This is a genomic window from Acidobacteriota bacterium (assembly GCA_016184105.1).
Taxonomy (GTDB): domain Bacteria; phylum Acidobacteriota; class Vicinamibacteria; order Vicinamibacterales; family 2-12-FULL-66-21; genus JACPDI01.
In genome coordinates this window covers 14348-34553 of the sequence record JACPDI010000022.1, presented here as the reverse complement: position 1 = coordinate 34553, position 20206 = coordinate 14348, and the positions used below count along the sequence as shown (strand labels likewise).

The following is a 20206-nucleotide window of genomic DNA, read 5'->3' as shown; positions in this document are numbered from 1 at the left end:
GACACGGAACTTTACACCCTAAACCCTGAACCCTGAACCCCGCGTGGCGCCTCGTGCCTAAAGCCCACGCCGCTGCGGCCGATACATCCTGCGGCATGATCTGGTTCTTCGAGCGCCAGCAGGCACGCCTCTCCTACGAGATTCGGCGCGCAACAGAGGGCACCGAGTACGAGCTGGTCATCACGCATCCCGACGGCAGCGAGCAGGTCGAGGCGTTCACCGACGCCACGGTGCTGATGGAGCGGTCGCTCAGGCTCCGCGACGCGCTTCTCTCGCAAGGCTGGCGGGTACCGGATGCCCGTCCGCGCCAGGCTCGTCGCATCGCCGTGTAGGGCCGGCTACCGCCTGCGCAGGATCTCGTAAGGGTCGATCGGGGTTCCCTCCCACCACCGCTTTTCGTCCGTCATCTTGAAGATCGCGAAGTGCAGATGCGGCGTGCCCTTCGTGGCGTTGCCGCTCGTGCCCACGTAGCCGATCACCTGCCCGCGGCTGACGCGATCCCCTTCGTTGAGATTCTCGGCATACCGGTCCAGGTGGGCGTAGTAATAGACGTACTCGTGCGACGGATCGTACTGGTAAATGGTGATGCCCCCCTGCGCGCTCCTGAACAGTCGCGCGGCGACGCCGTCTTCGACCGCCAGCACGGGCGTGTGCCTCGGCGCGAGGATGTCCAGCGCGTCGTGCCGGCGCCCGCCGCCGCGGGCATCGTCAAAGGTCTGGACCAGCGCCTCGCGCTGCACGCCTTCGACGGGGACCATGAGCCCCCGGTCGTCAAGCTCGCGCGCCGCGTTCACCGGCTTGCCGGACGTTCCCTCCGGCGCAGGGGGCGCGTCGGCCGGGGAGGCCACGCGTTGGACGCCGACGGCGCGCTCCGGCGCCGCGATGACGAACGGCCCTTGCTGCCAGACGAACAACGCCGTCGCAAAGACCCCGCTCGCGAAGCCGAGCACGGCGATGACGAGTCTCGGATACCGCGGCCGGAATGTCATGGCTCGAAGATCACCCGCGTTCCCGGTCGCGCGAGGGCGGCGAGGCGGGCCGCATCCCAATTCGTGAGCCGAACGCAGCCGTGGGATGCGGTCTTGCCGACCGCCGCGGGTTCCGGCGTGCCGGGGTCCGCGTCCCAGAAGAGATCGGGGTTGTAGTGGAATGGTGGATTCCACAGGATGTCGGTCACTGTCCACTCGCCGATCGGCAGCGGGTCGCGCTCGCTGCCGGTCGTGAAACCTCGATGATCCGATACGGCTTGTCCGGCATCAGGTGCCGCAGCAGCGTCATCGAGACGTTGTAGACCGGCACCTGGTTGCGGGTGCGCCCCTCGGCCCTGCCGTGGTGCGCGTGCCCGTGGAACACGGCAGTGACCGGGTACCGCGTGATCGGCTCTTCGAGCCGGCTGCAGCCAAGGAACGGAAAGATCTCCGCGGGCTCTCCCTCGACTGTGGACCGGATCGGGGAGTAATGGAGGATGGCGATGCGCGTGTCGGTGCGCAGTCGCGCCAGCGCGGTCTCGAGCTTCAGCGCCTCGTCCACGGCTTCACGGACGAACGCTTTCACCGCGGCTTCACCCCACGGCCCCAGGGTTCCGCGATCGAAGCCCCCGGCGAATCCTTTCACGCCCGCGAAGCCGACGCCGTGCAGCTCGTACGTATCGCCGTCCAGCACGACCACGCCGGCCCCGGACAGGATGTCGCGGATCTCGAGCTGCTGGTCGGCCTCGTAATCGTGGTTGCCGAGCACGGCGACGGCGGGAATCTTCAGCGAGGCCGTGATCTCTTTGGCGAGCAGGCGCGCCTCGTCTCCGAGCCCGTAGTCGGTGAGATCGCCGCAGAGCAGCAGGATGTCAGCGTCTTCGGTAACCCGTGTGAACAGGGGCTGATAGCTGCCCTGGCTCGTGCGCGTGTAGTGCAGATCTGCGATCGCGGCGATCCGCACCCGATCCTTCACCACCGTTGGCATCTGCCCTCCGTTTCAAAAGGACGGATCGAGCAAGAAGCCTGCCCGGAAAGGCCCAGCTCGAGCCGGCCGCAAGCCACGCGGGCCCGAGTGCGGAGAGCAGCGCAACGGATGCGAGCGCGGCCACGCGTGGCGAACGGTCACGAGGTACGCGCCGGGCGCCACCGCCTCGAAGGCGTACCCTTCGCGATCGGTCGTGGCGGAAACCGTCGCGCCACCCGCGGCCGGCTCGAGCTGCACCTCCGCGCCGACGATGACGCCGCCGCTCGCGTCGACGACGCGGCCGCGGACCGATCCGCCGGCCGGTCCGGGCTCGGCGGCGGGTGACTCTATATCCGACCTATTTGGGCGGTCCAGCGCCTGAAGTACCATAGGCTCATTGCGTTACGCTTCTGCCTTTCTCGTCGCCCTTGCGTTGCTCGCCGGCGCCCCCGGATGCGGGCAGAGCGATGCGCCGCTCCCGAAGACAAGCCCGGCAGGGCGCGAGGCCGCTGCGCCGCACTCTCGCCTGAAAATCGTGGTGCTTGGCGACAGCCTCACGGCGGGGCTGGGCCTGCCGGCCGATCAAGCCTTCCCGGCGCTGCTGCAGCAGCGAATCAACCGGGCGCAGTTGCCGTTCGACGTCGTCAACGCGGGCGTTTCAGGCGATACGAGCGCGGGCGGGCTCAGGCGACTGAACTGGGTGCTCTCCGATGACGTCCATGTACTCGTGGTCGCCCTCGGCGCGAACGATGGCCTGCGAGGGTTGCCGGTCGCCGAAATGCGGAGGAACCTGACGGCTATCGTCGAGAGCGCTCGGAAGCGCGGCGTGATCGTGCTCGTGGCGGGCATGGAAGCGCCGCCGAACATGGGCGCCGAGTACACCTCCGCCTTCCGTGCCGTGTTCCGGGACGTCGCGCAGGAACACGGCGCGACGCTGCTGCCGTTCCTGCTCGATGGAGTGGCGGGCGATCCCGCGCTCAACCAGGCAGACGGCATCCATCCCAATGCCGAGGGGGCGCGCCGCGTGGCCGACCTGGTCTGGCGCGCGCTGGAGCCGTTGTTGGTCCACACATGATTGCATTGCACGAAGTCTCCAAGACCGTCACGAGCGGATCCGGCCCCCTGACCATCCTGCATCCCGTCACGCTGTCGATTGACGCCGGCAGCTTCGCGGCGATTACGGGGCCCTCGGGGAGCGGCAAGTCCACGCTCCTCGGTCTCATTGCCGGGCTTGATGCGCCGTCGACCGGGCGGATTCTGGTCGACGGCACGGAGATCACGGCGCTTGGCGAAGACCGGCTCGCGCGCCTGCGCGGCGCGAAGATCGGCTTCGTGTTCCAGTTCTTCCACCTGATTCCGTCGCTCACCGCGCTCGAGAACGTCCTCGTGCCGCTGGAGCTGGCGGGCGCCACCGGCGCCGGCGCGCGCGCGCGGTCCCTGCTCCAGGAAGTGGGCCTGACCGCGCGCGGGCACCACTACCCGTCGCAGCTCTCGGGGGGCGAGCAGCAGCGGGTGGCGATCGCGCGAGCGCTGGCCAACGATCCGCCGGTGCTGCTCGCCGACGAGCCCACCGGCAACCTGGATTCCAGCACCGGGCGCCAGATCGTGGATCTGCTCGAGCGGGTCAACGCGTCGCGCGGCACGACGCTCGTCCTGGTCACGCACGACCAGGAGATCGCCAGCCGGGCCCGGTTCACCATCGCGCTGCGCGACGGCCGCGTCGTCGAAGGGCTTCCGGCGTGACCGTCCCGTTCGTCGTCCGCATGGCCGCCCGCGAGATGCGGGCTTCGTGGCGCCGCCTGCTGTTCTTTTTCGTGTGCGTGGCGATTGGCGTCGGCGCGATCGTCGCGCTGCGGTCGATTGTCCAGAGCGTGCGCGGAATGCTGGTCGCCGAAGCCCGGACGTGGCTCGGCGCGGATCTGGTGGTCTCCACGCGGCGGCCGTGGGACCCCGACGTCAAACGCGACGTCGATGCGCGGCTCTCGTCCGACGTCGTGACGATTCGCACCGAGTCGGTCGAGACGGCGACGATGGCCCGGCCCGCGGTGGAACGGCGTCCCGTGGCGAGGATGGTGGAGCTACTCGGGATCGAGCCGGCGTACCCGCTTTACGGCGAGGTTGTCGTCGAGGGAGGCCGGTACGATTACTCGCTGTTGCGAGGCGGCGGCACGCTCGTCCGCCCGGAACTCCTGGCGCAGCTCGAGATGCGCGTCGGCGACCGGATCCTGCTTGGCGGAACGCCGTTTACGATCCGCGGCGTTGTCACCAAGGAGCCGGGCTCGCCTCCCAGTGCGTTCAGTTTCGGCCCTCGCGTGCTGGTCTCGCTCGAAGATCTCCGCGCCAGCGGGTTGCTCGCGCACGGCAGTCGCGCCCGGCACGAGGTCCTGGTCCGCCTCCGCCGCGAGTCGGATGCCGAGCGGATTGCGAAGGAGATTCGCGACAAGTACCGCGACCGCTTCGTGGCGGTGCGATCGCACCGATCCACGGAGGAGGCGTTGGGAGAGGACCTCGGACGCGCTGAGGACTACCTCAGCCTCATCGGCTTCATCATCGTCGTGCTGGGGGGCGTCGGAGTGTGGAGCGTGACGCGCGTGTTCCTGCAGCAACGGCTGCGCAGCATCGCGGTGTTGAAGTGCCTGGGCGCGACCAACCGCCAGGTGCTCTCCACCTATCTCCTGCAGTCTTTTCTGCTTGGCGTTGCCGGGAGCGCCATGGGTGTCGCGATCGGGTGGGTCGGGCTGGCGGCGATTCCGGATCGCGTGGTGACCGCGCTTGGCGGGCCCGCGGTGCGGCTCACGCCGGCGGCCGTCGTGCAGGGGGCCGCCGTGGGATCGCTCGTGTCGCTCCTGTTCGCATTGGTCCCCCTGATGGACGTCCGCCGGATCCGGCCGTTGATTCTGCTGCGAGAAGGGCTGAGCGAGACGCGGCCGGCGCGGTTCGATCCGGTCAAGCTCCTGGCGTCGACCGCGCTGGTCGTGCTGCTCGGTGCGATTGCCGTGTGGCAGTCGGGATCGCTCAACGCGGGTCTCGCCGTGCTCGCCGGCCTGCTGGTGCTCGCCGGTGTGTTGACGCTCGCCGGAATGGGCATTGTCCGGCTCGTCGAGCCGCTGGCAGCCTCGCGGCGATTTGCCGTGCGGCACGCCGTGCTGAGCTTGCGGCGGCCCGGCAACCAGACCCGCGTGATCCTGATGGCGGTCGGCCTCGGGGCCTTCTTCGTGCTTGGCGTCCGGCTGGTGCAGATCGGCCTGCTCGACGCGATCCGGCTCGAGTTTACGGAGGACTCCCCGGACATGTTCCTGATCGACATCCAGCCGGATCAGCGCGACGCGCTCAGGCGGACGGTCGTGGCAGCCGGAGCGCTCGATCCGAAGCTGGTGCCGGTGCTGCGCGCGCGCGTGACCGGCGTGCGCGGCCAGCTCGTCGACCTGGAGAGCTACGAGGAAGTCCGCGGCCGTGGCTCCCTCGGCCGCGAGTACGTCATTACCTATCGCGACAGCCTCGAGCCGAACGAAACGCTCCTCGAAGGCACCTTGGCGGCGTCGAGCCCATCGAACCCCTCGAACCCATCGAACCTATCGAACGTCTCGATCGAGAAATCTCTCCGCGACCGCTTTGATCTCCGCGTCGGCGACATCATGCGGTTCGACGTGATGGGCCGTGTGCTCGAGGCGCGGATCGGGAGCGTGCGGGACGTGGACTGGGGCGAGTCACGCAACGGCGGCTTCATGTTCGTCTTCGAACCGCGCGCGCTGCAGGGGGCGCCCGCCACCTACATCGGGTTCCTGAAGGGGCCGTCCGACACGGCGGCGCGGGCCCGCGTGCAGCGCGAGGTCGCCGCGGCGCTTCCGAACGTGTCGATCGTCGATGCCCGCGAGATGTTCGAGCGCGCGCAGGCGATCGTCGAGAACGTCAGCCTTGCCGTGACGGTCGTCGGGTTCGTGGCGCTGTTTGCGGGCGTGCTGATCCTGGCCGGCGCCGTCGCCATGACCCGGTTCCAGCGGGTGTACGAGGCCGCGATCTTCCGCACGCTCGGGGCGACGACCAGGACGCTCGCCGCCATGCTCGCGTTCGAGTACGGCCTGCTCGGCCTGCTCGCCGGCGTGATCGCCGCCGTGGGCGCCACGGTGCTCGCCTGGAGCATTTCAACCCGCCTGCTCGAGATCCCCTGGGTCATCGCGCCCTGGACTACCGGCGCAGGCATCGCGCTGACGGGGGTCCTCGTCCTCGTGGTCGGCGTTGCCGCGAGCCTGGAGGTGCTGCGGCAAAAACCGCTGTCGACGCTGCGGTCGGAATGAGGCTGCGGGTCTTTCGCGGGCCGCGCCGGTTGCCGCATCGGTGATGGGGTTACGTGCTATCATCACCTGTTGTCCGGGCACCCTGGGAGAAGACCGATGGACCTTACGTCCCACAAGGAAGCGCTGCTGCGGAAGCGGGGTGAGATACTCGCCGCGGGCGGCGCCACGAAGCCGTTGCAGGCGTCGATTGACACCAACACCCGGCAGGGTGATCTCGCCGACCAGGCCAACGGAAACAACGAAGTTCATATCCAGCTGAAGCTGAAACAGACCGACGCCACTACGGGGTCTGTCGTGATTGCGGCGAGTCCATCTCGGAGGCGCGCCTGAATGCGATCCCGTGGACGCGCGTCTGCATCACCTGCCAGGAAAAGCAAAGTTCGTGACTGCCAACGAACTCAGGGCGCTGCTGCAGGAGTTCTGCGGCGAGAAGCTGGCCATGCGGAACCGCCACGTCGCCGCGGCGCGCCTCATCAGCTCGTACGAGGTCAACAACACGTACCAGTACGTCGTCAACCGCGAGGACCTGCAGCTCTCATGGCTGCGGGCGGCGGTCGTCGAACTGGGTGGCGCGCTGGCCGAGGTTGCTGAGCCGGAGCTGTCCGTCGAAGGCAAGGGACCCGAGGCCGCACGCCGCATCGTGAGCGACGACCGTGACGCCGCGCAGCAGTTCGTCGATCGCTGGCGGCCGCGGGTCGAGCAGGTCACGCACGCGAGACACCGCGGCATGCTGCGGGTCATCCTGGGCGAAACCATCGAGCACAAGCGGTTCTTCGAGCTCGCGATCGCGGGACGCGACGACCTGCTCGGCCGGCGGATGGACGGGGCCGGCACGGGCGGCGGCGTATTGCCCGCACGCTGGGTGGAATAAGTCCTGCGCCTGGCGGTCATCGCGCTCGGCACGAACCAGGGCGACCGCGCCTCGCATCTCGATCACGCCGTCGACCGGCTTCGCGCCGTGCTCGACGGCGTTCGTGTTTCGGCCTGCCGTGAGACGCCTCCCGAGCCCCCCGCGCGCCTCTCGGATCCGGCATATCTGAACGCCATCGTCATCGGCAGGACGCCGCTCGAACCTCGAGCGCTTCTGGAACGGCTGCTCGCGATCGAGCGGGAGCGTGGCCGCGCGCGCCCGCACGCCGGGGCGCCGCGGACGCTCGACCTGGATTTGATCCTGCTGGGTGACGTCGTGCTGAAGGAGCCGTCGCTCGAGGTGCCGCACCCCCGCTTCCGCGAGCGCCGCTTCGTGCTCGAGCCGCTCGTTGAATTGGCCCCAGGCCTGGTCGACCCGGTGACCGGCCGCACGGCCGCTCAGCTACTGGAGGCGCTCATTCGTACCTGAGCGCTTCAATCGGGTCGAGCCGCGCCGCCTTCCGCGCGGGGTAGAACCCGAAGAAGACGCCGATGGTCGCCGAGAACCCGCACGCCAGCGCGACCGCGTCGGCCGGAATCACCGCGGGCCACTGCAGGAATTGGCGGATGCCCGCCGAGACGCTGAAGCCGAGCGCGAGGCCGAGCAGGCCGCCGAACAGGCTGATGACGACCGCCTCGACAAGGAACTGCAGCAGTACGTCGCGCCCCCGCGCGCCAATCGCAAGCCGCAGGCCGATCTCCCGCGTGCGCTCGGTCACCGATACCAGCATGATGTTCATGATGCCGATGCCGCCGACGATGAGCGATACGCCGGCGATGCCCGCGAGCAGCATGGTCATGGTGCGCGTCGCTTCGGTCCGCACGCTCGCCATTTCCTCGAGCGTGCGAACCATGAAGTCGTCCGGCTCGCCTGGCGGGATCTTGTGGCGCCCGCGCAGCACGGCGGCGACCGCTTCGGCGGTCGACGCGGTGGCGGCGGCGCTCGTGGCCGACACGATGATGTTGTGGACGTGCTGGATGCCGAGCAGTTTCTTCTGCACGGTCGTGTACGGCACGTACACGATGTCGTCCTGGTCCTGGCCCATGGCCGACTGGCCCTTGCTGGACATGACGCCGACGACCTTGAACGGCTGATTGCGGATGCGAATGATCTGCCCGGTCGGATCGAAGTCCGGCCCGAACAGCGCTTCGGCGGTGACCGACCCGAGCACGGCGGCCTTCGACGCGCCGGACACGTCCTGGGGCGTGAAGAACGCGCCGAACGTCGGCGGCCACGATCGGATGAGCGGCATGTCCACGTCGGTGCCCTCGACGCGCGTCTGCCAGTTCTGGTTGCCGGCGATCACCTGCGCGCGCGTGTTCGCGGCGGCTGCGACGTACTGCACGCCGGGGATGTTCCTGAGGGCCTCGGCGTCCTCAGGCGTGAGCGAGCTCGACGCCCCCTGTCCCTGACGGACGCCGCCGACGGTCCAGTTGCCCGACATGACCATGATCATGTTCGTGCCCGCCGACTTGATCTGGTCTTCAATCGTCTGCTGCGCGCCGCGACCGAGCGCGACCATCGTGATCACCGCCGCGACGCCGATGATCATGCCCAGGGTCGTCAGGGTGGTGCGCATCTTGTTGCGCGCCAGCGCCGTCACGGGGATGCGGAGGATCATCAGCAGCGACATGGGATCAGGCCCTGGCCCCGGCGAGCTCGTCTCTCGACAGCGCCGAGACGTCGCGCCCATCCAGGATGTACTGGCCGCTCGTTGGCCGATCCAGGCAGCCAAGGATGTGCATGAACGTCGACTTGCCGGACCCGGACGGGCCGGTGACCGCGACGAACTGGCCGGCGCCGACCTCCAGGGTGACGCCGCGCAACGCGCGGACGTCCACCTCGCCGACGACATAGGTCTTGGTGAGCTCGCGGACCGAAATCAGGGCCATGGCTACCGCGGCCCGGACGGGCCGCGCTGCGCGCCCGGCGGGCGCTGCGGACCCATGAGAGGCGAGCGGGCGCCCCCTTTGCGTCGCGCGACCGGCCGGCTGCAGGAGCACGCCGGTCACCACCGGCGCCCCTTCCGGCACATCGCCCGAGATGAGTTCGGTGTTCGTGCCGTCGGTCACGCCGAGCCGCACGCGCACTGCCGTGAGCCGGCCGTCCGCGTACCGCCACACCCGACCGATTGACTCGGTCGGAGGCAGCGGGCCGAACAGAGCGTCGATCGTGCGAGGCGCACCTCCAGCACGTGGAGCACCCTGAGCACCTGGAGCCCCTCGTAGAGCACCTTCCCGCCTCCGCATGATCCGCTCGCGCTCTTCCGGCGTCACGTCTTTCCGCCGTTCTTCCAGGCGGCGGCGGCGCTCCTCGGGCGTCATGTTCTGCCAGTCGGGACGGCCCTGGCCCCCCGCCGGCCGCTGCGCCCCCGCCTGCGGCGCCGAACCGCCATCCGCGCCGGCCATGGCTGCCGTGTCGCCGGACGTTCCGCGCGGCCGTGGCCACGCGTCCGTGCCGCTGGCCGGAGGCTCCTGGCCGAGCGCCGCGAACATGTCCGCCGTGGGCCGGAAGCGCAGCGCCATGGTGGGCGCCCGCAGCACGTCGGTGCGGCGCGCGACCTGGATGGAGACGTTCGCGGTCATTCCCGGTTTGAGCTTCAGCTGCCCGTTCGGGACGTCGATGACGGTGGCGTAGGTCACCACGTTCTGCACCGTCGTCGGCTGCAGGCGAATTTGCGACACGGTGCCCTCGAATTCCTCGGTGGGGTAGGCGTCCACCCGGAACGTCACGTGCTGGCCGGGGCGGATGCGCCCGACGTCCGCCTCGTCGATGTTCGCGTTCACCTTCATCTTCGTCAGGTCCGCAGCCATGACGAACAGCGTCGGCGCCTGCATGCTGGCGGCGACGGTCTGTCCCACGTCGACGTTGCGCGAGATCACGATGCCGTCGATCGGCGCGTCGATCACGGTGTGACGAAGGTTGACCTCGGCCTGGTTGAGGCTTGCACGCGACTGCGTGACCTGCGCCTGCGCGGCCTGGAGCTGCGCCTGCGCCGCCTTCACGTTCACCTGCGCCGCCTCGAGCTCGCTGGCGGAAATCAGCTGCCGCTCGGAGAGTTCCGCGGCGCGCGCGAGCTTCGTGCGCGCGTCTTCCACCGTGACGCGCAGGCGCTCCACCTCGCTCTCGGACCGCAGCAGGTTGGCCCGCTGCTGATCAATCTGGGTCTGGAACAGCGACGGATCGAGCCTGGCGATGACCTGGCCTCGCCTCACGATCGAGTGACCGCCTCGAGCGCACCCGTGGCGCTCACCGCCTCGATGACGTCGCCCCGCGTGACCGGGGCGGTCAGGACCTCCGGCTTCGCATCGCTCCGGGTCAGGTAATACGCGCCGGCGCCGATGCCGACGCCGACGGTCAGGACGACGAGCGCGACGAGATGCCGGGTCACGAACTATGCGCCGGCAGGATCGGACGGCGCACGGCGCCAGAGCCCCCGCCAGCCCTCCTCGAAGATGGTGTAGACGCACGGCACGAACACGAGCGTGATGATGGTGGAGGTCAGCAGCCCGCCGATCACGACGCGCGCCAATGGGGCCTGCAGCTCGGCTCCCTCGCCGATGCCGAGCGCCATGGGCACGAGGCCGAGCATCGTCGCGAGCGACGTCATGAGGATGGGGCGCAGCCGGGTCCGTCCCCCGCGCTCCACCGCCTCGCGCAGCGGGAGGCCATCGCGGCGCCGCAGCACGTTGGTGTAGTCCACCAGCAGGATGGCGTTGCTGACGACGATGCCGGCGAGCATGATGACGCCGATGTACGCCTGCAGGCTGAAATTGGTGCCGGTCAGCTTCAGCGCGAGCACGACGCCGATGGCGGCGAGCGGCACCGAGAACATGATGATGAACGGATCGCGCAGCGACTCGTACTGCGACGCCATGACGGCGTAGACGAGCAGGATCGCGAGAACGAGCAGGAGCTGCAGCTGGCTGAACGCGCGCGCCTGCTCCTCGACCTCCGATCCGAATCCCACCTGGAAATCCTGCGGGCGCGTGATCTGCGCAAGCCGCTCGTTCACGCGGTTGACCGCGTCGCTCAACGCAACTTCCGGCTCGGCGCTGATCCGCGTGATGCGTTCCTGGTTCTTGCGGTCGATCTGCACCGGCCCTGTCTCGGTGCGCACCGCCAGGACGTTGCCGGCAGGCACGACGCGGCCCGACGGGGTGGCCAGCAGCACCGAGTCAACGTCGGAGATGCGCCCGCGGTCCTCCTCCCGCAACCGCACGACGATCGGGTACTCGTTGCCGCGCTCGCGGAAGAACGCCGCCTGCGTGCCCGCGACGTTCGTCTGGATCGTCTCTGCCACGTCCGACACCGAGAGCCCGAGCAGCGCCGCCTTCGGCCGATCGACGCGGATCGCCAGCTCCGGCCGGCCTTCGTCGCGGCCGATCCGCACGTCGGCAATCCCGGGCGTGCGCTCCATCACGTTCCGCGCCTCGATCGCGACGCGCCGGGCCTCGTCCAGTTCGTGGCCCCGGATCTCGAGCGCGAGCCGGCCGGCGCCGCCGCCGCCGAGCAGGCGATTCATCTGGAAGTTGCCGCCGGAAGGCCTCGCGCGGATGATCACCCCCGGCATCCCCGCGAGCCGCCGCCGCAGGTCCTGCGCGATCTCATCGCTCGAGCGCTCGCGCTCGGTGCGCGGCGCCAGGCGCACGTTCACGCTGCCGCGGGCCGTGGACCCCCCGAAGAACCCGCCCCCGCCGGCGTTGCTGATGAGCATCGTCGCTTCGGGCGTGGACTGCCGAATCATCTCTTCAAGCCGCTCGATCGCGGCGTGGGTGCGTTCGATGCGCGTGCCGACGGGCAGCTCGGCGTCCACCGTGACCTCTCCCTCGTCCGCCTGCGGCATCAGCTCGAAGCCCAGGGTGGGGAGCAGGGCCAGGGCCAGCACGAACAGCCCGGTGCCCACGCCGATCACGGTCGGCCTGTGGTGCAGCGCGGCGTGAATCAGCTGCCGGTATCTCTCGTCCATGCCGTTCAGCGCGCGCTCGCTCCACGCGTGCAGGCGCGCGAAGGGGCCGCGCCGGTCCGCCGCCGCCCTCGGCAGTTTCAGGAACATCGAGCAGAGCACCGGCACGACGGTGACGGCGACGAACAGCGACATCGACAGCGAGAAAATGACGACGATCGAGAGCTGCGTGAACAGGATGCTCGCGACCCCCGTCAGGAAGAGCAACGGGATGAACACCGCGATATGCGTCAGCGTCGACGCCAGGATCGCGGACCACACCTCCTCGCTCGCGTCGAGCGAGGCCTGCATCCGGTCCTTGCCCTGTTCCATGTGCCGGAAGGTGTTCTCGAGCACGACGATCGACGCGTCGACGATCATCCCGATGCCGAGCGCGAGGCCGCCGAAGGTCATCGTGTTCAGGGTGAAACCGGCGAAGTACAGCAGCGCGAACGTGCCGATGACCGAAATCGGAATGGACGTGAAGACAATCGCCGTCGCGCGCACGTCGCGCAGGAACAGGAAGATGATGAGCATGACGAGGACGCCGCCGATGAGCGCGTGCTCCTGGACCGAGCTGATCGACCGCTTGATGAACAGCGAGCTGTCGTCGAGGACCGACAGGCGGACCTTCGGCACCTCGCGGTTGATGCGCTCGATTTCCTGGCGGATGCCGTCCGCGATCGCGACGGTGTTCTCGCCCGACTGCTTCGTAACGCGCATCCGCACGCCGGGCCGCCCGTTGATCCGGGTGAAGGACCGGAAGTCCTCGGTGGAGTCGGACACCTCGGCGACGTCGCGCAGGTACACCGGCACCCCCTGCCGGGTCATCACCACGAGGTTCCGGATGTCCTCGATGTGCTGGTACTGCCCCTGGCTGCGCACCAGGTACGTCGTATCCCCCTCGTCCACCTCGCCGAGCGGCGTGTTCTGATTCTCGCTGCGGATGATGGCGACGACGCGCTCGACCGGCAGGTTGAGCGCCGTGATTTTTTCCTTCGACAGATCGACGTGGATCTGGCGCCGCAGGCCTCCTTCGACCGACACCGACGCCACCCCCGGCACGCGCTCGAGGCGCACCGACAGATCGTTCTGCGCCACTTCCCGCAGCGTCACCCGGTCGAGGTCCCCCTCGACCCCGATGCCCATGATCGGCATCGCGGTCGAGTCGAACTTGAAGATCGTGGGCGGGTCCGCTTCCTCGGGCAGCCGCGCGCGAATGCGATCGATGCGGCTCCGGACCTCGTCCGCCGCTTCGTTCAAATCCGTGCCCCACGCGAAGTTCAGCGTGACGCGTCCGCTGCCCTCCGCCGCCGTCGACTCGAGGCGCTCGAGCCCCGCGACCGCGCTCACCGCCTGCTCCAGCGGGCGGACGATCAACTCCTCGATCTCGAGCGGCCCGACGCCGGCGTACCCGACGCGCACCGTGATGCTCGGGAACGAGACGTCCGGCATCAGGTCGACCGGGAGCCGCAGCAGCGAGATCGCGCCGAGCAGGACGATCACGGCGCTGATCATGAACATCGTGATCGGCCGGTGGATGGCAAGACGCGGAATCGACATGACGCGATACTCTCCCCCGCCGGCCTGACCGCCGCCGCCCCGGCTGTGGCGGTCCGCCGACGCCTTGCGCGAAGGCGGAAGGCCGGCGGCTCGATCTAGCGGCCCTGGTCCGGCCGCCGGCCGCCGGTCCCCATCGGCCGGCCGGGCTGCTGGCGCTGTTCTGGGATGTGGATCGGATCGCCGTCGCGCAGCGCGACGGCGCCCGTGGTGATCACCTGCGCGCCATCGCCGAGCCCCTTGGTGATCTCCACCCTGTTCTCATCCTGCAGCCCGGTCTCCACGGCGCGGAACGCCGCGCGGTTCTGCTGCGGCACGAAGACGCCGCGGCGTCCCTCGATGTCCACCACGGCGTTGCGCGGGACGACGAGGGCGTTCGCGCGCTCGCCGACCATCAGGTTGACGCGGGCGTACATCCCGGGCTTGAGCCGTCCGCTCGGGTTCGGTACTTCGATTTCCATTTCCGCGGTGCGCGTGGCCGGATCGAACACCGGCGCCACGCGCGCCACACGCCCGTCGAACCGCTCGCCGGGATACGCATCAACCTCGACGGCCGCCATCGTTCCGGGGTGCACGCGCCGGGCGTCGCGCTCGATGAGGTTCGCCACCATCCGGACGGTGCTGAGATCGACCACCGCGACGATCGGGGAGTTCTGGCCGGCGAACGCGCCCGGATCGAGGTTCCGCTTCGCGACGAAGCCGTCAACCGGTGACAGGATGCTGGTATTCGACAGCGTGATGTGCAGCTCGTCGAGGCGCGCCCGGGCCTGCTGGAACTGCGCGCGCGCGAGGTCCAGCTGCGCCACCGCCGCCTGGTAGCGGGCCTCCGCATCGTCCAGCGTCTGCTTCGGGAGCAGCTGGCGCTGGAAGAGACTGCGCGAGCGATCGAGATTCGTCTCGGCGAATTTCAGGTCCGCCTCGCGCTGGCGAATCGTGGCGCCGGCGACGGCGAACGAGGCTTCCGCCTGCCGTACCTGCTCGCGGATTTCGCGGTCTTCCACCTTCGCCAGCGTCTGTCCCTTGCGGACGGCGTCGCCGAGCCGCACCGAGATGGTCTGGAGACGGCCGCTGACCTTCGGCACCACCTCCACCGTGGCGGCGCCAATGAGGTTGCCGACCACGGTGATGTGCTCCGACACCGTTTCCCGGCGTGCCGGCGCAACCTCCACGGTCATCGGCGGGCGCATACCGGCGCCCGGGGCGCCGCCGGGTGGCTGCCCCCCGCCCCGCTGGCCGCCACGGCGCGCGGGAGCGCCGTTGGCGCTCGCGGGCTGGCCCGCGGGCTCGCCGCCGTTGCCCCGGAACACCATCACGCCGGCGAGCGCGGCGAACACGACCACCGCGATGACCCCCTCCTTCCGCATCAGAACCCTCCCTGGCCGGTCGTGCCCGTGGTGCGGGTCGTGGTCGTGGCCGTGCCCCCTCCACCGGAAACGAGCGTGATGTTGGCGCGCGAGAGCGAGGTCTGCTGCACGCGGTCGAAATCGACGACCGACTTGTTGTAATCGAGCAGCGCCCGCAGCTCGGTATTCTGCGCGTCAGCCAGGTCACGCTGCGCCTGGACGACGAAGTAGTTGGTGGACATGCCCACTTCGAACTTGCTGTTTTCCGCCTCGAGGCGTTTCTCGGCAAGCTCGCGCGCGGCACGCGCCGCCTGCACGCGCTCGGCGTTGCTCTGCAGCGTCAGCGCGATGTTGGTGACCTCGGTCGCAATCTGCAGCTCGAGCGACTTGATCTGCGCCTGCGCCTGCCGGACCTGCACGCGCGCGCGTGCCAGGTTCGCGTCCGAGCTGCTCGTCCCGATCGGATAGCTGAGCGCCACCGACAGGTTCCAGGTCGGGGCGTCGACGCCACGCAGCGTGCGCAACGCGCTCCAGTAGCCGCTCTCGACGATCTGCGTGACATCGCCGCCCAGCCCGCTGCGTACGAACTGCGTGCCGCCGATCCCCGCGAGCCCGTAGCTCGCCGTCAGGTCGAGCGCGGGCAGCGTCTGGTCGCGCAGCAGCTTGACGTTCGTGTCGTTGATCTCGAGCTGCCGCTTCGCCTGCGCGACATCGGTCCGTTCGGCGAGCGCGCGGCGCACGGCCGCGTCCACGTCGACCGCCACCGTCGTGAACGACGGGCGATCCACCGGGTTCAGCTCCGCCCTCCAGATCTCATCGTCCGTGCCCGAGACGATGAGGCGCTTGAGCGCGAGGTCGGCGGTGCGGCGTGCCGCCTGCGCCTGCACGAGCGTCTGCCGCCGCGTGGCCGCTTCCGCCTCGGCCTGCACCACGTCGATCGGCGCCATCGTGCCCACTTCGACGCGCGTGCGGTTGTCCTGCACGAGCCGCGTCGCCAGTTCGAACGAGCGCTGCGCCACCTGCACGGCCTGCACGGCGTACACGAGATCCCAGTAGGCGTTGCGGACGGTCGCCAGCGTGTTGGTGATCGTGGCCGCGAGCTGCGTTTCGGATATCTGCTGGTTCAGGCGGGTCACCCGGAGCGTGGCGCGGCTCGAGTCGATCCGGAACCCCCGCAGCAGCGGCTGCACGAGCGTGGCGGTCAACCCGGCGTTCAGCGTCGGGTTGCGCGTGGCGAAGCGGTTCGAGTTCTCGATCCGGTTGTTGTTGAACGCGACGGCGGCGCTGCCCCCGCCCCATTTGAAGTTCTGCGCGAGGCCGGTGTTCGCGGTGAACGTCACGGTGTTCAGGATGTCGGCCCCCGCCGTCTGCGACGTGGTGAACTGGTTGGCGTCGCGATAACCGGTCGTGGACGTGAAGGTCGGCCGATAGTTCGCTTCGAGCGCGGCCAGCGAGAGGTCGAAGGTCTGTGGGTTCAGGCGTTCGACGGCAATGTCGAGATTGCGCTCGAGCGCCCGCTTGGCCGTTTCGTCAATCGTCAAGTCCACCACCGCGCGCAGCGGGGGTGCGGTGGTCTGGGCGCCGGCCGGCGTCGCGAGCGCGACGGCCGCGGCAAAAAGAGGCAGCAACAACGTTCCTGGCATTCTTCGCATGCGTCTCTGGGCGATGTCGATGGTCCGGAATCCCACCCGTTATCTGGACTCCGGCCTGCGGGGACTTCTTCCGCGTTCCTTCTCCCAGCGATCGTGGATCGCCTGCAGCCGGGTGTTCTGCTCGGGGGTGAGGATGCGGTGCATCCGGTACAGCATCAAGGTGCGCGTCTTGCTCAGCTCGGCCCGTGCCGCCTCCACTTTGTCGATGTGCGCCGCGACGAGACTCTCGTCCGCCGTGCGCTCGCGGATCATCCGCGACAAATCAGCCTGCAGCAGGTCGAGCTGCGCCTTGGCCGCCTTGAGCTTCGGCAGCGCCGCCTGGAAGACCTCCTCGACCGCGCCGGATTGTTCGTCGGTCAATCCGATCTCGACCCTGGATTTCTCGTCCTGCCACCACTTCCAGCGCTGCTGCTGTTGCGCCTCCGCGAAAAGGGGGGGAGCCACCAGTACGGCCGCCATCACTGCGGCCAGCACGCCTGCCATGGGCACACCTCTGCCATAAACCGTCATTTGTGAGGAATACGCCCGCCGGGTGGGTGGGCGTTTACGCAGGCGGACACGAGGCACAAGGCTCAAGGCACGAGCAGCGCCCACGAGACCGTAAACTCGCGTGTATTTCCTCGTGCCGGGGACTCGTGCCTCGCACCTGCCTGCGGGCACCGAAGTTGCTTACCGAACCCGTGAGCGCGTGACGGCCAGCCTGGGCGCCGATCTCGCGCGAGGACCGCGATGCGACGTCATCTGGCCTGGTTCGTGGCGGCGGCGGTGTTTGGCGCGTTCGGCGGCGCCGTGGCGGCCGGTCTCGATGAGACGGCGGTCGTGGCGCACTTGACGGCTGCCGATCACGAGGTGGACGAGGGGTACTTCTCGTTTGGCGACCGCGCGACGGTCGTCGTCCGCCCGGGTTCCGAGCTTCACAGCTGGCTCGCCGCCCACCGCGGCCAACGGGTCCGCCTCATGATTGGCGTGACGCGCGACGGGCTGCGCACGGAGCCCGCGCTCGGGCCCGGCAGCGGGCGTGGCGCCGGCGAAATCAGCCGCCGGCTCAAGCCGTCAGCGACTGCAGCCGTTCGATGACTTCCCCGATGATGTTGTTCGGCGTCGAGGCGCCGGCCGTGAGGCCGATGACCACGTCGCGGCCGCGCAGCCACTCCCGCTCGATCGTCTCGTTCACGATGCCGGTTGAGGGCTGGCCGACCGGCCGGCAGCGGATTTCATCGGCCGACACCACGCAGTCCGGGCTGGCGATGTGATACGTCCGCACGCGTTCCGCGCAGATCCGTGCGAGGTTGCACGTGTTGCTGCTGTTGTACCCGCCGATCACGATCATCAGGTCGAGCCGTTCGGAGGTGAGCAGCGTGATGACGGCGTCCTGGCGTTCCTGCGTGGCGCTGCAGATCGTGTCGAACGCGCGGAACCGATCGGTCAGGGCCGCCTCGCCGTAGCGGTCGACGAACGAGCGCCGGAACATCCGCTCGATCTCCAGCGACTCCGACATCAGCATTGTCGTCTGGTTGGCGCAGCCGATCTTCTCGAGGTGGCGATCCGGATCGAACCCGGGCGACGCGGCCCCGGCAAACCGGGCGAGGAATGCGTCGCGATTACCGCCGTGACGGATGTAGTCACACACAAACTGCGCTTCGTCCTTGTCGAGGACCACGAGGTAGTGGCCGTTCGGCGACTTGAGCGCCTGCGACGCGGTGGCCCGCGTCTCTTCGTGCCGGGCCTTGCCGTGGATGATCGACGTGAAACCCTCGGCCGCGTACCGCTTGACGTTCTTCCACACGGTCAGCACCGATCCGCACGTCGTGTCCACGAGCGTGCACCCGACGCGGTCGAGGCGTTCCATGTCGCTGATCGTCACGCCGAAGGCGGGCAGGATCACGACGTCGGCAGAGGCCACGCGATCGAGGCTCTCGCCCGGATCCGTCAGGAAGCGAATCCCGGCCGCGCGCAGCCGGTCGTTGACGTGCGGGTTGTGGATGATTTCGCCCGTGAGGAACACGTGCTTTTCGGGAAACCGCCGCCGGGCCTGGTAGGCATAATCGACGGCGCGATCGACGCCGTAGCAGAAGCCGAACTCCTTCGCCAGGTGGATCGTGAGGCGGCCGCTGCGGAGCACGAAACCCTCGTCGCGAATTCGCTGCACGAGACCGCTGTGGTACTCGGCCGCGAGCTCGGCGGCGACGGCCTCTTTCATGCCGAGGCCCTTCCGGAAAATCAGCTGCGGCACAGAGAAATTATACGGTGAACGCGGTGCGATCAGCGCGCGGCGGGCGTGATCGCGTCGATCGCGCGCAGTTCGCCCACGGGGGGATGCGCGAGCACGGAATCGACTTCCTCGAGGATGGCCTCCTCGCGCCCCGCGCCGCGCAGGTCGGCCGGCACGATGCCGCGGCTCACCGCGACGCTGCGCGCCTCGCGGATCGGCTCGGAGGGCGTCCTGTCGCTGCGATGGGTGAGCAGGCGGCCGGAGAAGATGCCGACCAGCACGCCGCCAATCGCCGCGGCCGCCACCCAGCGCCGGCCCGCCGCGCTGAGCACGTGCATGCTCCGCGCCCCCTCCATCGCGGCGGGGAAGGGCAGGACGCGCGCGGGCCCGTGGTTCCGGTCGAGCCGCCGCAGGATATGCGTGCGCTGATGCAGCAGCCGCTGGTCGTCGAACACCGTGTCCGCCTCGGCGTGCACGATGTCCAGCTCCGCGACAACGCACAGCAGCTCGGCGTGCCGCGTCGCGCAGCGATCGCAGCTGTCGAGGTGCGCGTGCGGCGTCGCGCGCTCGACGAGCGCGAGCAGGTCTTCGTCGCTGAGGTGGCGCATACGGCGGCCCAGCTGTCGAAGCAGGCGGGCGAGGCGTGGTGCGTCAGCCATCAAGCGTTCCGTGGAGCAAGGTCCGCAGCTTCCGAATCGCGCGAAACAGATGCACGCGGACCGTCGATTCCTTCATGCCCGTCATCGCGCTCACTTCGCGAGACGAATAGCCCTGTTCGTGGCTCAGCACGAACACCGCCCGCTGCCGCTCGGAAAGCCGGGCCAGTGCCTCGGAGAGCTGGCGCCGGCGTTCGGCCGAGAGCGCCTGCGCTTCCGGCGTCGGCTGTGCCGCGGGCGGATCCAGCGCTTCCCTCCCGCCCCCCGGGCCGTGGTCTTCGAGCGCGACCATCCACCGGGATCGGCGCGTCCGTGCCTTGATGCGATCGAGGCAACCGTTCACGAGAATGCGGGTGAACCACACCTCGAAGGGCAGCTCGTCACGATACGTGTCGAGGTTCACAAACGCCCTGATGAACGCGTCCTGCACTGCATCGTCTGCGTCCGCGGCATCGCGCAAGTAATGAAACGCGATGCGCGAGGCCCGTCGCTGGTGACGCTCGACGATCTCCGCGTAGCGCTCTGACGCGGCGTCGTGCTCTCCCTCGCGCCGCAGGGCCCGAACGGCACGGGCGGCCTCGCGGTCGGCCTGTCGGGCGGCCTCGGCCGGCGGAAGCGGGTGAGCGACGGCTTTCATGTGCTGTTACGTCGGGGACTTACGAGGTGTTTACATTATAGGTAAAAAGGGGTCGGGAGCC

At 69.1% G+C, this 20206-nt stretch carries 23 protein-coding genes; 9 read left to right on the top strand and 14 right to left on the bottom strand.

Translation table 11 applies throughout. From position 1 onward, the window contains the following. Positions 1-53 precede the first annotated feature (53 nt). Entirely contained in the window at positions 54-332 is a 279-nt protein-coding gene (locus HYU53_08270; GenBank protein ID MBI2221190.1) for a hypothetical protein, read from the top strand. Between the two features lie 6 nt (positions 333-338). Here the strand turns inward: HYU53_08270 and HYU53_08265 are convergent, their stop codons facing one another. Genes HYU53_08265 through HYU53_08250 form a run of 4 tightly spaced genes read right to left on the bottom strand, consistent with a single transcriptional unit; the run spans position 339 to position 2325 of the window. Continuing rightward, complete coding sequence (locus tag HYU53_08265; GenBank protein MBI2221189.1) at positions 339-989, bottom strand: M23 family metallopeptidase; 651 nt, start codon at positions 987-989, stop codon at positions 339-341. After that, positions 986-1198 carry a L,D-transpeptidase family protein gene (locus HYU53_08260; GenBank protein ID MBI2221188.1) on the bottom strand — a complete coding sequence of 71 codons (213 nt, stop codon included), beginning with the start codon at positions 1196-1198 and terminating at the stop codon, positions 986-988. The genes HYU53_08265 and HYU53_08260 overlap by 4 nt, the downstream gene beginning before the upstream one ends. Then, complete coding sequence (locus HYU53_08255; protein MBI2221187.1) at positions 1174-1956, bottom strand: metallophosphoesterase; 783 nt, start codon at positions 1954-1956, stop codon at positions 1174-1176. Before HYU53_08255 ends, HYU53_08260 begins: the two co-directional genes overlap by 25 nt. Positions 1957-1968: 12 nt before the next feature. Then, a complete protein-coding gene (locus HYU53_08250; GenBank protein ID MBI2221186.1) occupies positions 1969-2325 on the bottom strand; it encodes a carboxypeptidase regulatory-like domain-containing protein in 357 nt (118 codons plus the stop codon). A 43-nt stretch (positions 2326-2368) separates the two neighbouring features. Here HYU53_08250 and HYU53_08245 point away from each other — a divergent pair, with 43 nt between their 5' ends. The 7 genes from HYU53_08245 to folK all read left to right on the top strand — a co-directional run bounded on the left by HYU53_08245 (position 2369) and on the right by folK (position 7569). Continuing rightward, the gene (locus tag HYU53_08245; protein ID MBI2221185.1) at positions 2369-3010 is read left to right on the top strand and encodes an arylesterase; all 642 of its coding nucleotides are present in this window, start codon (positions 2369-2371) and stop codon (positions 3008-3010) included. Then, a complete protein-coding gene (locus tag HYU53_08240) occupies positions 3007-3678 on the top strand; it encodes an ABC transporter ATP-binding protein (GenBank protein ID MBI2221184.1) in 672 nt (223 codons plus the stop codon). The genes HYU53_08245 and HYU53_08240 overlap by 4 nt, the downstream gene beginning before the upstream one ends. After that, positions 3675-6230 (top strand): FtsX-like permease family protein, encoded by a 2556-nt coding sequence (locus HYU53_08235; protein ID MBI2221183.1) that lies wholly within the window; start codon positions 3675-3677, stop codon positions 6228-6230. The genes HYU53_08240 and HYU53_08235 overlap by 4 nt, the downstream gene beginning before the upstream one ends. Positions 6231-6326: 96 nt before the next feature. Beyond that, positions 6327-6560 carry a hypothetical protein gene (locus HYU53_08230; protein MBI2221182.1) on the top strand — a complete coding sequence of 78 codons (234 nt, stop codon included), beginning with the start codon at positions 6327-6329 and terminating at the stop codon, positions 6558-6560. After that, positions 6542-6616, top strand: a complete 75-nt coding sequence (locus HYU53_08225; protein MBI2221181.1) for a TraR/DksA C4-type zinc finger protein — start codon at positions 6542-6544, stop codon at positions 6614-6616. The genes HYU53_08230 and HYU53_08225 overlap by 19 nt, the downstream gene beginning before the upstream one ends. Beyond that, a complete protein-coding gene (locus HYU53_08220; GenBank protein ID MBI2221180.1) occupies positions 6613-7101 on the top strand; it encodes a hypothetical protein in 489 nt (162 codons plus the stop codon). Before HYU53_08225 ends, HYU53_08220 begins: the two co-directional genes overlap by 4 nt. A gap of 9 nt (positions 7102-7110) precedes the next feature. Next, a complete protein-coding gene (folK, locus tag HYU53_08215) occupies positions 7111-7569 on the top strand; it encodes a 2-amino-4-hydroxy-6-hydroxymethyldihydropteridine diphosphokinase (GenBank protein MBI2221179.1) in 459 nt (152 codons plus the stop codon). On the opposite strand, the gene HYU53_08210 is transcribed toward folK, so the two are convergent. The 7 genes from HYU53_08210 to HYU53_08180 form a co-directional block, all read right to left on the bottom strand. Further along, positions 7556-8773, bottom strand: a complete 1218-nt coding sequence (locus HYU53_08210) for an ABC transporter permease (GenBank protein ID MBI2221178.1) — start codon at positions 8771-8773, stop codon at positions 7556-7558. The genes folK and HYU53_08210 overlap by 14 nt on opposite strands. A 4-nt stretch (positions 8774-8777) precedes the next feature. After that, positions 8778-10355 (bottom strand): efflux RND transporter periplasmic adaptor subunit, encoded by a 1578-nt coding sequence (locus tag HYU53_08205; protein MBI2221177.1) that lies wholly within the window; start codon positions 10353-10355, stop codon positions 8778-8780. Further along, positions 10352-10531 (bottom strand): hypothetical protein, encoded by a 180-nt coding sequence (locus HYU53_08200; protein ID MBI2221176.1) that lies wholly within the window; start codon positions 10529-10531, stop codon positions 10352-10354. Before HYU53_08200 ends, HYU53_08205 begins: the two co-directional genes overlap by 4 nt. A 3-nt stretch (positions 10532-10534) precedes the next feature. Further along, positions 10535-13648, bottom strand: a complete 3114-nt coding sequence (locus tag HYU53_08195; protein MBI2221175.1) for an efflux RND transporter permease subunit — start codon at positions 13646-13648, stop codon at positions 10535-10537. Positions 13649-13743: 95 nt separating this feature from the next. Next, on the bottom strand, positions 13744-15009 hold the full coding sequence (locus HYU53_08190) for an efflux RND transporter periplasmic adaptor subunit (protein MBI2221174.1): 1266 nt from the start codon (positions 15007-15009) through the stop codon (positions 13744-13746). Next, positions 15009-16619 carry a TolC family protein gene (locus HYU53_08185; protein ID MBI2221173.1) on the bottom strand — a complete coding sequence of 537 codons (1611 nt, stop codon included), beginning with the start codon at positions 16617-16619 and terminating at the stop codon, positions 15009-15011. The genes HYU53_08190 and HYU53_08185 overlap by 1 nt, the downstream gene beginning before the upstream one ends. 60 nt (positions 16620-16679) lie before the next feature. Next, positions 16680-17123, bottom strand: a complete 444-nt coding sequence (locus HYU53_08180; protein MBI2221172.1) for a periplasmic heavy metal sensor — start codon at positions 17121-17123, stop codon at positions 16680-16682. Between the two features lie 246 nt (positions 17124-17369). On the opposite strand from HYU53_08180, the gene HYU53_08175 reads away from it, so the two are divergent. Then, positions 17370-17717 carry a hypothetical protein gene (locus HYU53_08175; GenBank protein MBI2221171.1) on the top strand — a complete coding sequence of 116 codons (348 nt, stop codon included), beginning with the start codon at positions 17370-17372 and terminating at the stop codon, positions 17715-17717. On the opposite strand, the gene HYU53_08170 is transcribed toward HYU53_08175, so the two are convergent. The 3 genes from HYU53_08170 to HYU53_08160 all read right to left on the bottom strand — a co-directional run bounded on the left by HYU53_08170 (position 17686) and on the right by HYU53_08160 (position 20145). Beyond that, positions 17686-18840, bottom strand: a complete 1155-nt coding sequence (locus HYU53_08170) for a 4-hydroxy-3-methylbut-2-enyl diphosphate reductase (protein MBI2221170.1) — start codon at positions 18838-18840, stop codon at positions 17686-17688. The two genes, HYU53_08175 and HYU53_08170, sit on opposite strands and share 32 nt — an antisense overlap. A gap of 62 nt (positions 18841-18902) precedes the next feature. Continuing rightward, the gene (locus tag HYU53_08165) at positions 18903-19460 is read right to left on the bottom strand and encodes a hypothetical protein (GenBank protein MBI2221169.1); all 558 of its coding nucleotides are present in this window, start codon (positions 19458-19460) and stop codon (positions 18903-18905) included. A gap of 43 nt (positions 19461-19503) precedes the next feature. Beyond that, entirely contained in the window at positions 19504-20145 is a 642-nt protein-coding gene (locus tag HYU53_08160) for a sigma-70 family RNA polymerase sigma factor (protein ID MBI2221168.1), read from the bottom strand. Positions 20146-20206 lie beyond the last annotated feature (61 nt).

What these genes read in the sequence shown, in the direction of transcription:
- HYU53_08165 (MBI2221169.1), bottom strand. Translation starts at nt 19,460, where the DNA reads ATGCGCCACCTCAGCGACGAAGACCTGCTCGCGCTCGTCGAGCGCGCG.
- HYU53_08170 (MBI2221170.1), bottom strand. Translation starts at nt 18,840, where the DNA reads ATGAAAGAGGCCGTCGCCGCCGAGCTCGCGGCCGAGTACCACAGCGGT.
- HYU53_08190 (MBI2221174.1), bottom strand. Translation starts at nt 15,009, where the DNA reads ATGCGGAAGGAGGGGGTCATCGCGGTGGTCGTGTTCGCCGCGCTCGCC.
- HYU53_08265 (MBI2221189.1), bottom strand. Translation starts at nt 989, where the DNA reads ATGACATTCCGGCCGCGGTATCCGAGACTCGTCATCGCCGTGCTCGGC.
- HYU53_08250 (MBI2221186.1), bottom strand. Translation starts at nt 2,325, where the DNA reads ATGGTACTTCAGGCGCTGGACCGCCCAAATAGGTCGGATATAGAGTCA.
- HYU53_08180 (MBI2221172.1), bottom strand. Translation starts at nt 17,123, where the DNA reads ATGGCAGGCGTGCTGGCCGCAGTGATGGCGGCCGTACTGGTGGCTCCC.
- HYU53_08240 (MBI2221184.1), top strand. Translation starts at nt 3,007, where the DNA reads ATGATTGCATTGCACGAAGTCTCCAAGACCGTCACGAGCGGATCCGGC.
- HYU53_08230 (MBI2221182.1), top strand. Translation starts at nt 6,327, where the DNA reads ATGGACCTTACGTCCCACAAGGAAGCGCTGCTGCGGAAGCGGGGTGAG.
- HYU53_08175 (MBI2221171.1), top strand. Translation starts at nt 17,370, where the DNA reads ATGCGACGTCATCTGGCCTGGTTCGTGGCGGCGGCGGTGTTTGGCGCG.
- HYU53_08210 (MBI2221178.1), bottom strand. Translation starts at nt 8,773, where the DNA reads ATGTCGCTGCTGATGATCCTCCGCATCCCCGTGACGGCGCTGGCGCGC.
- HYU53_08160 (MBI2221168.1), bottom strand. Translation starts at nt 20,145, where the DNA reads ATGAAAGCCGTCGCTCACCCGCTTCCGCCGGCCGAGGCCGCCCGACAG.
- HYU53_08255 (MBI2221187.1), bottom strand. Translation starts at nt 1,956, where the DNA reads ATGCCAACGGTGGTGAAGGATCGGGTGCGGATCGCCGCGATCGCAGAT.
- HYU53_08195 (MBI2221175.1), bottom strand. Translation starts at nt 13,648, where the DNA reads ATGTCGATTCCGCGTCTTGCCATCCACCGGCCGATCACGATGTTCATG.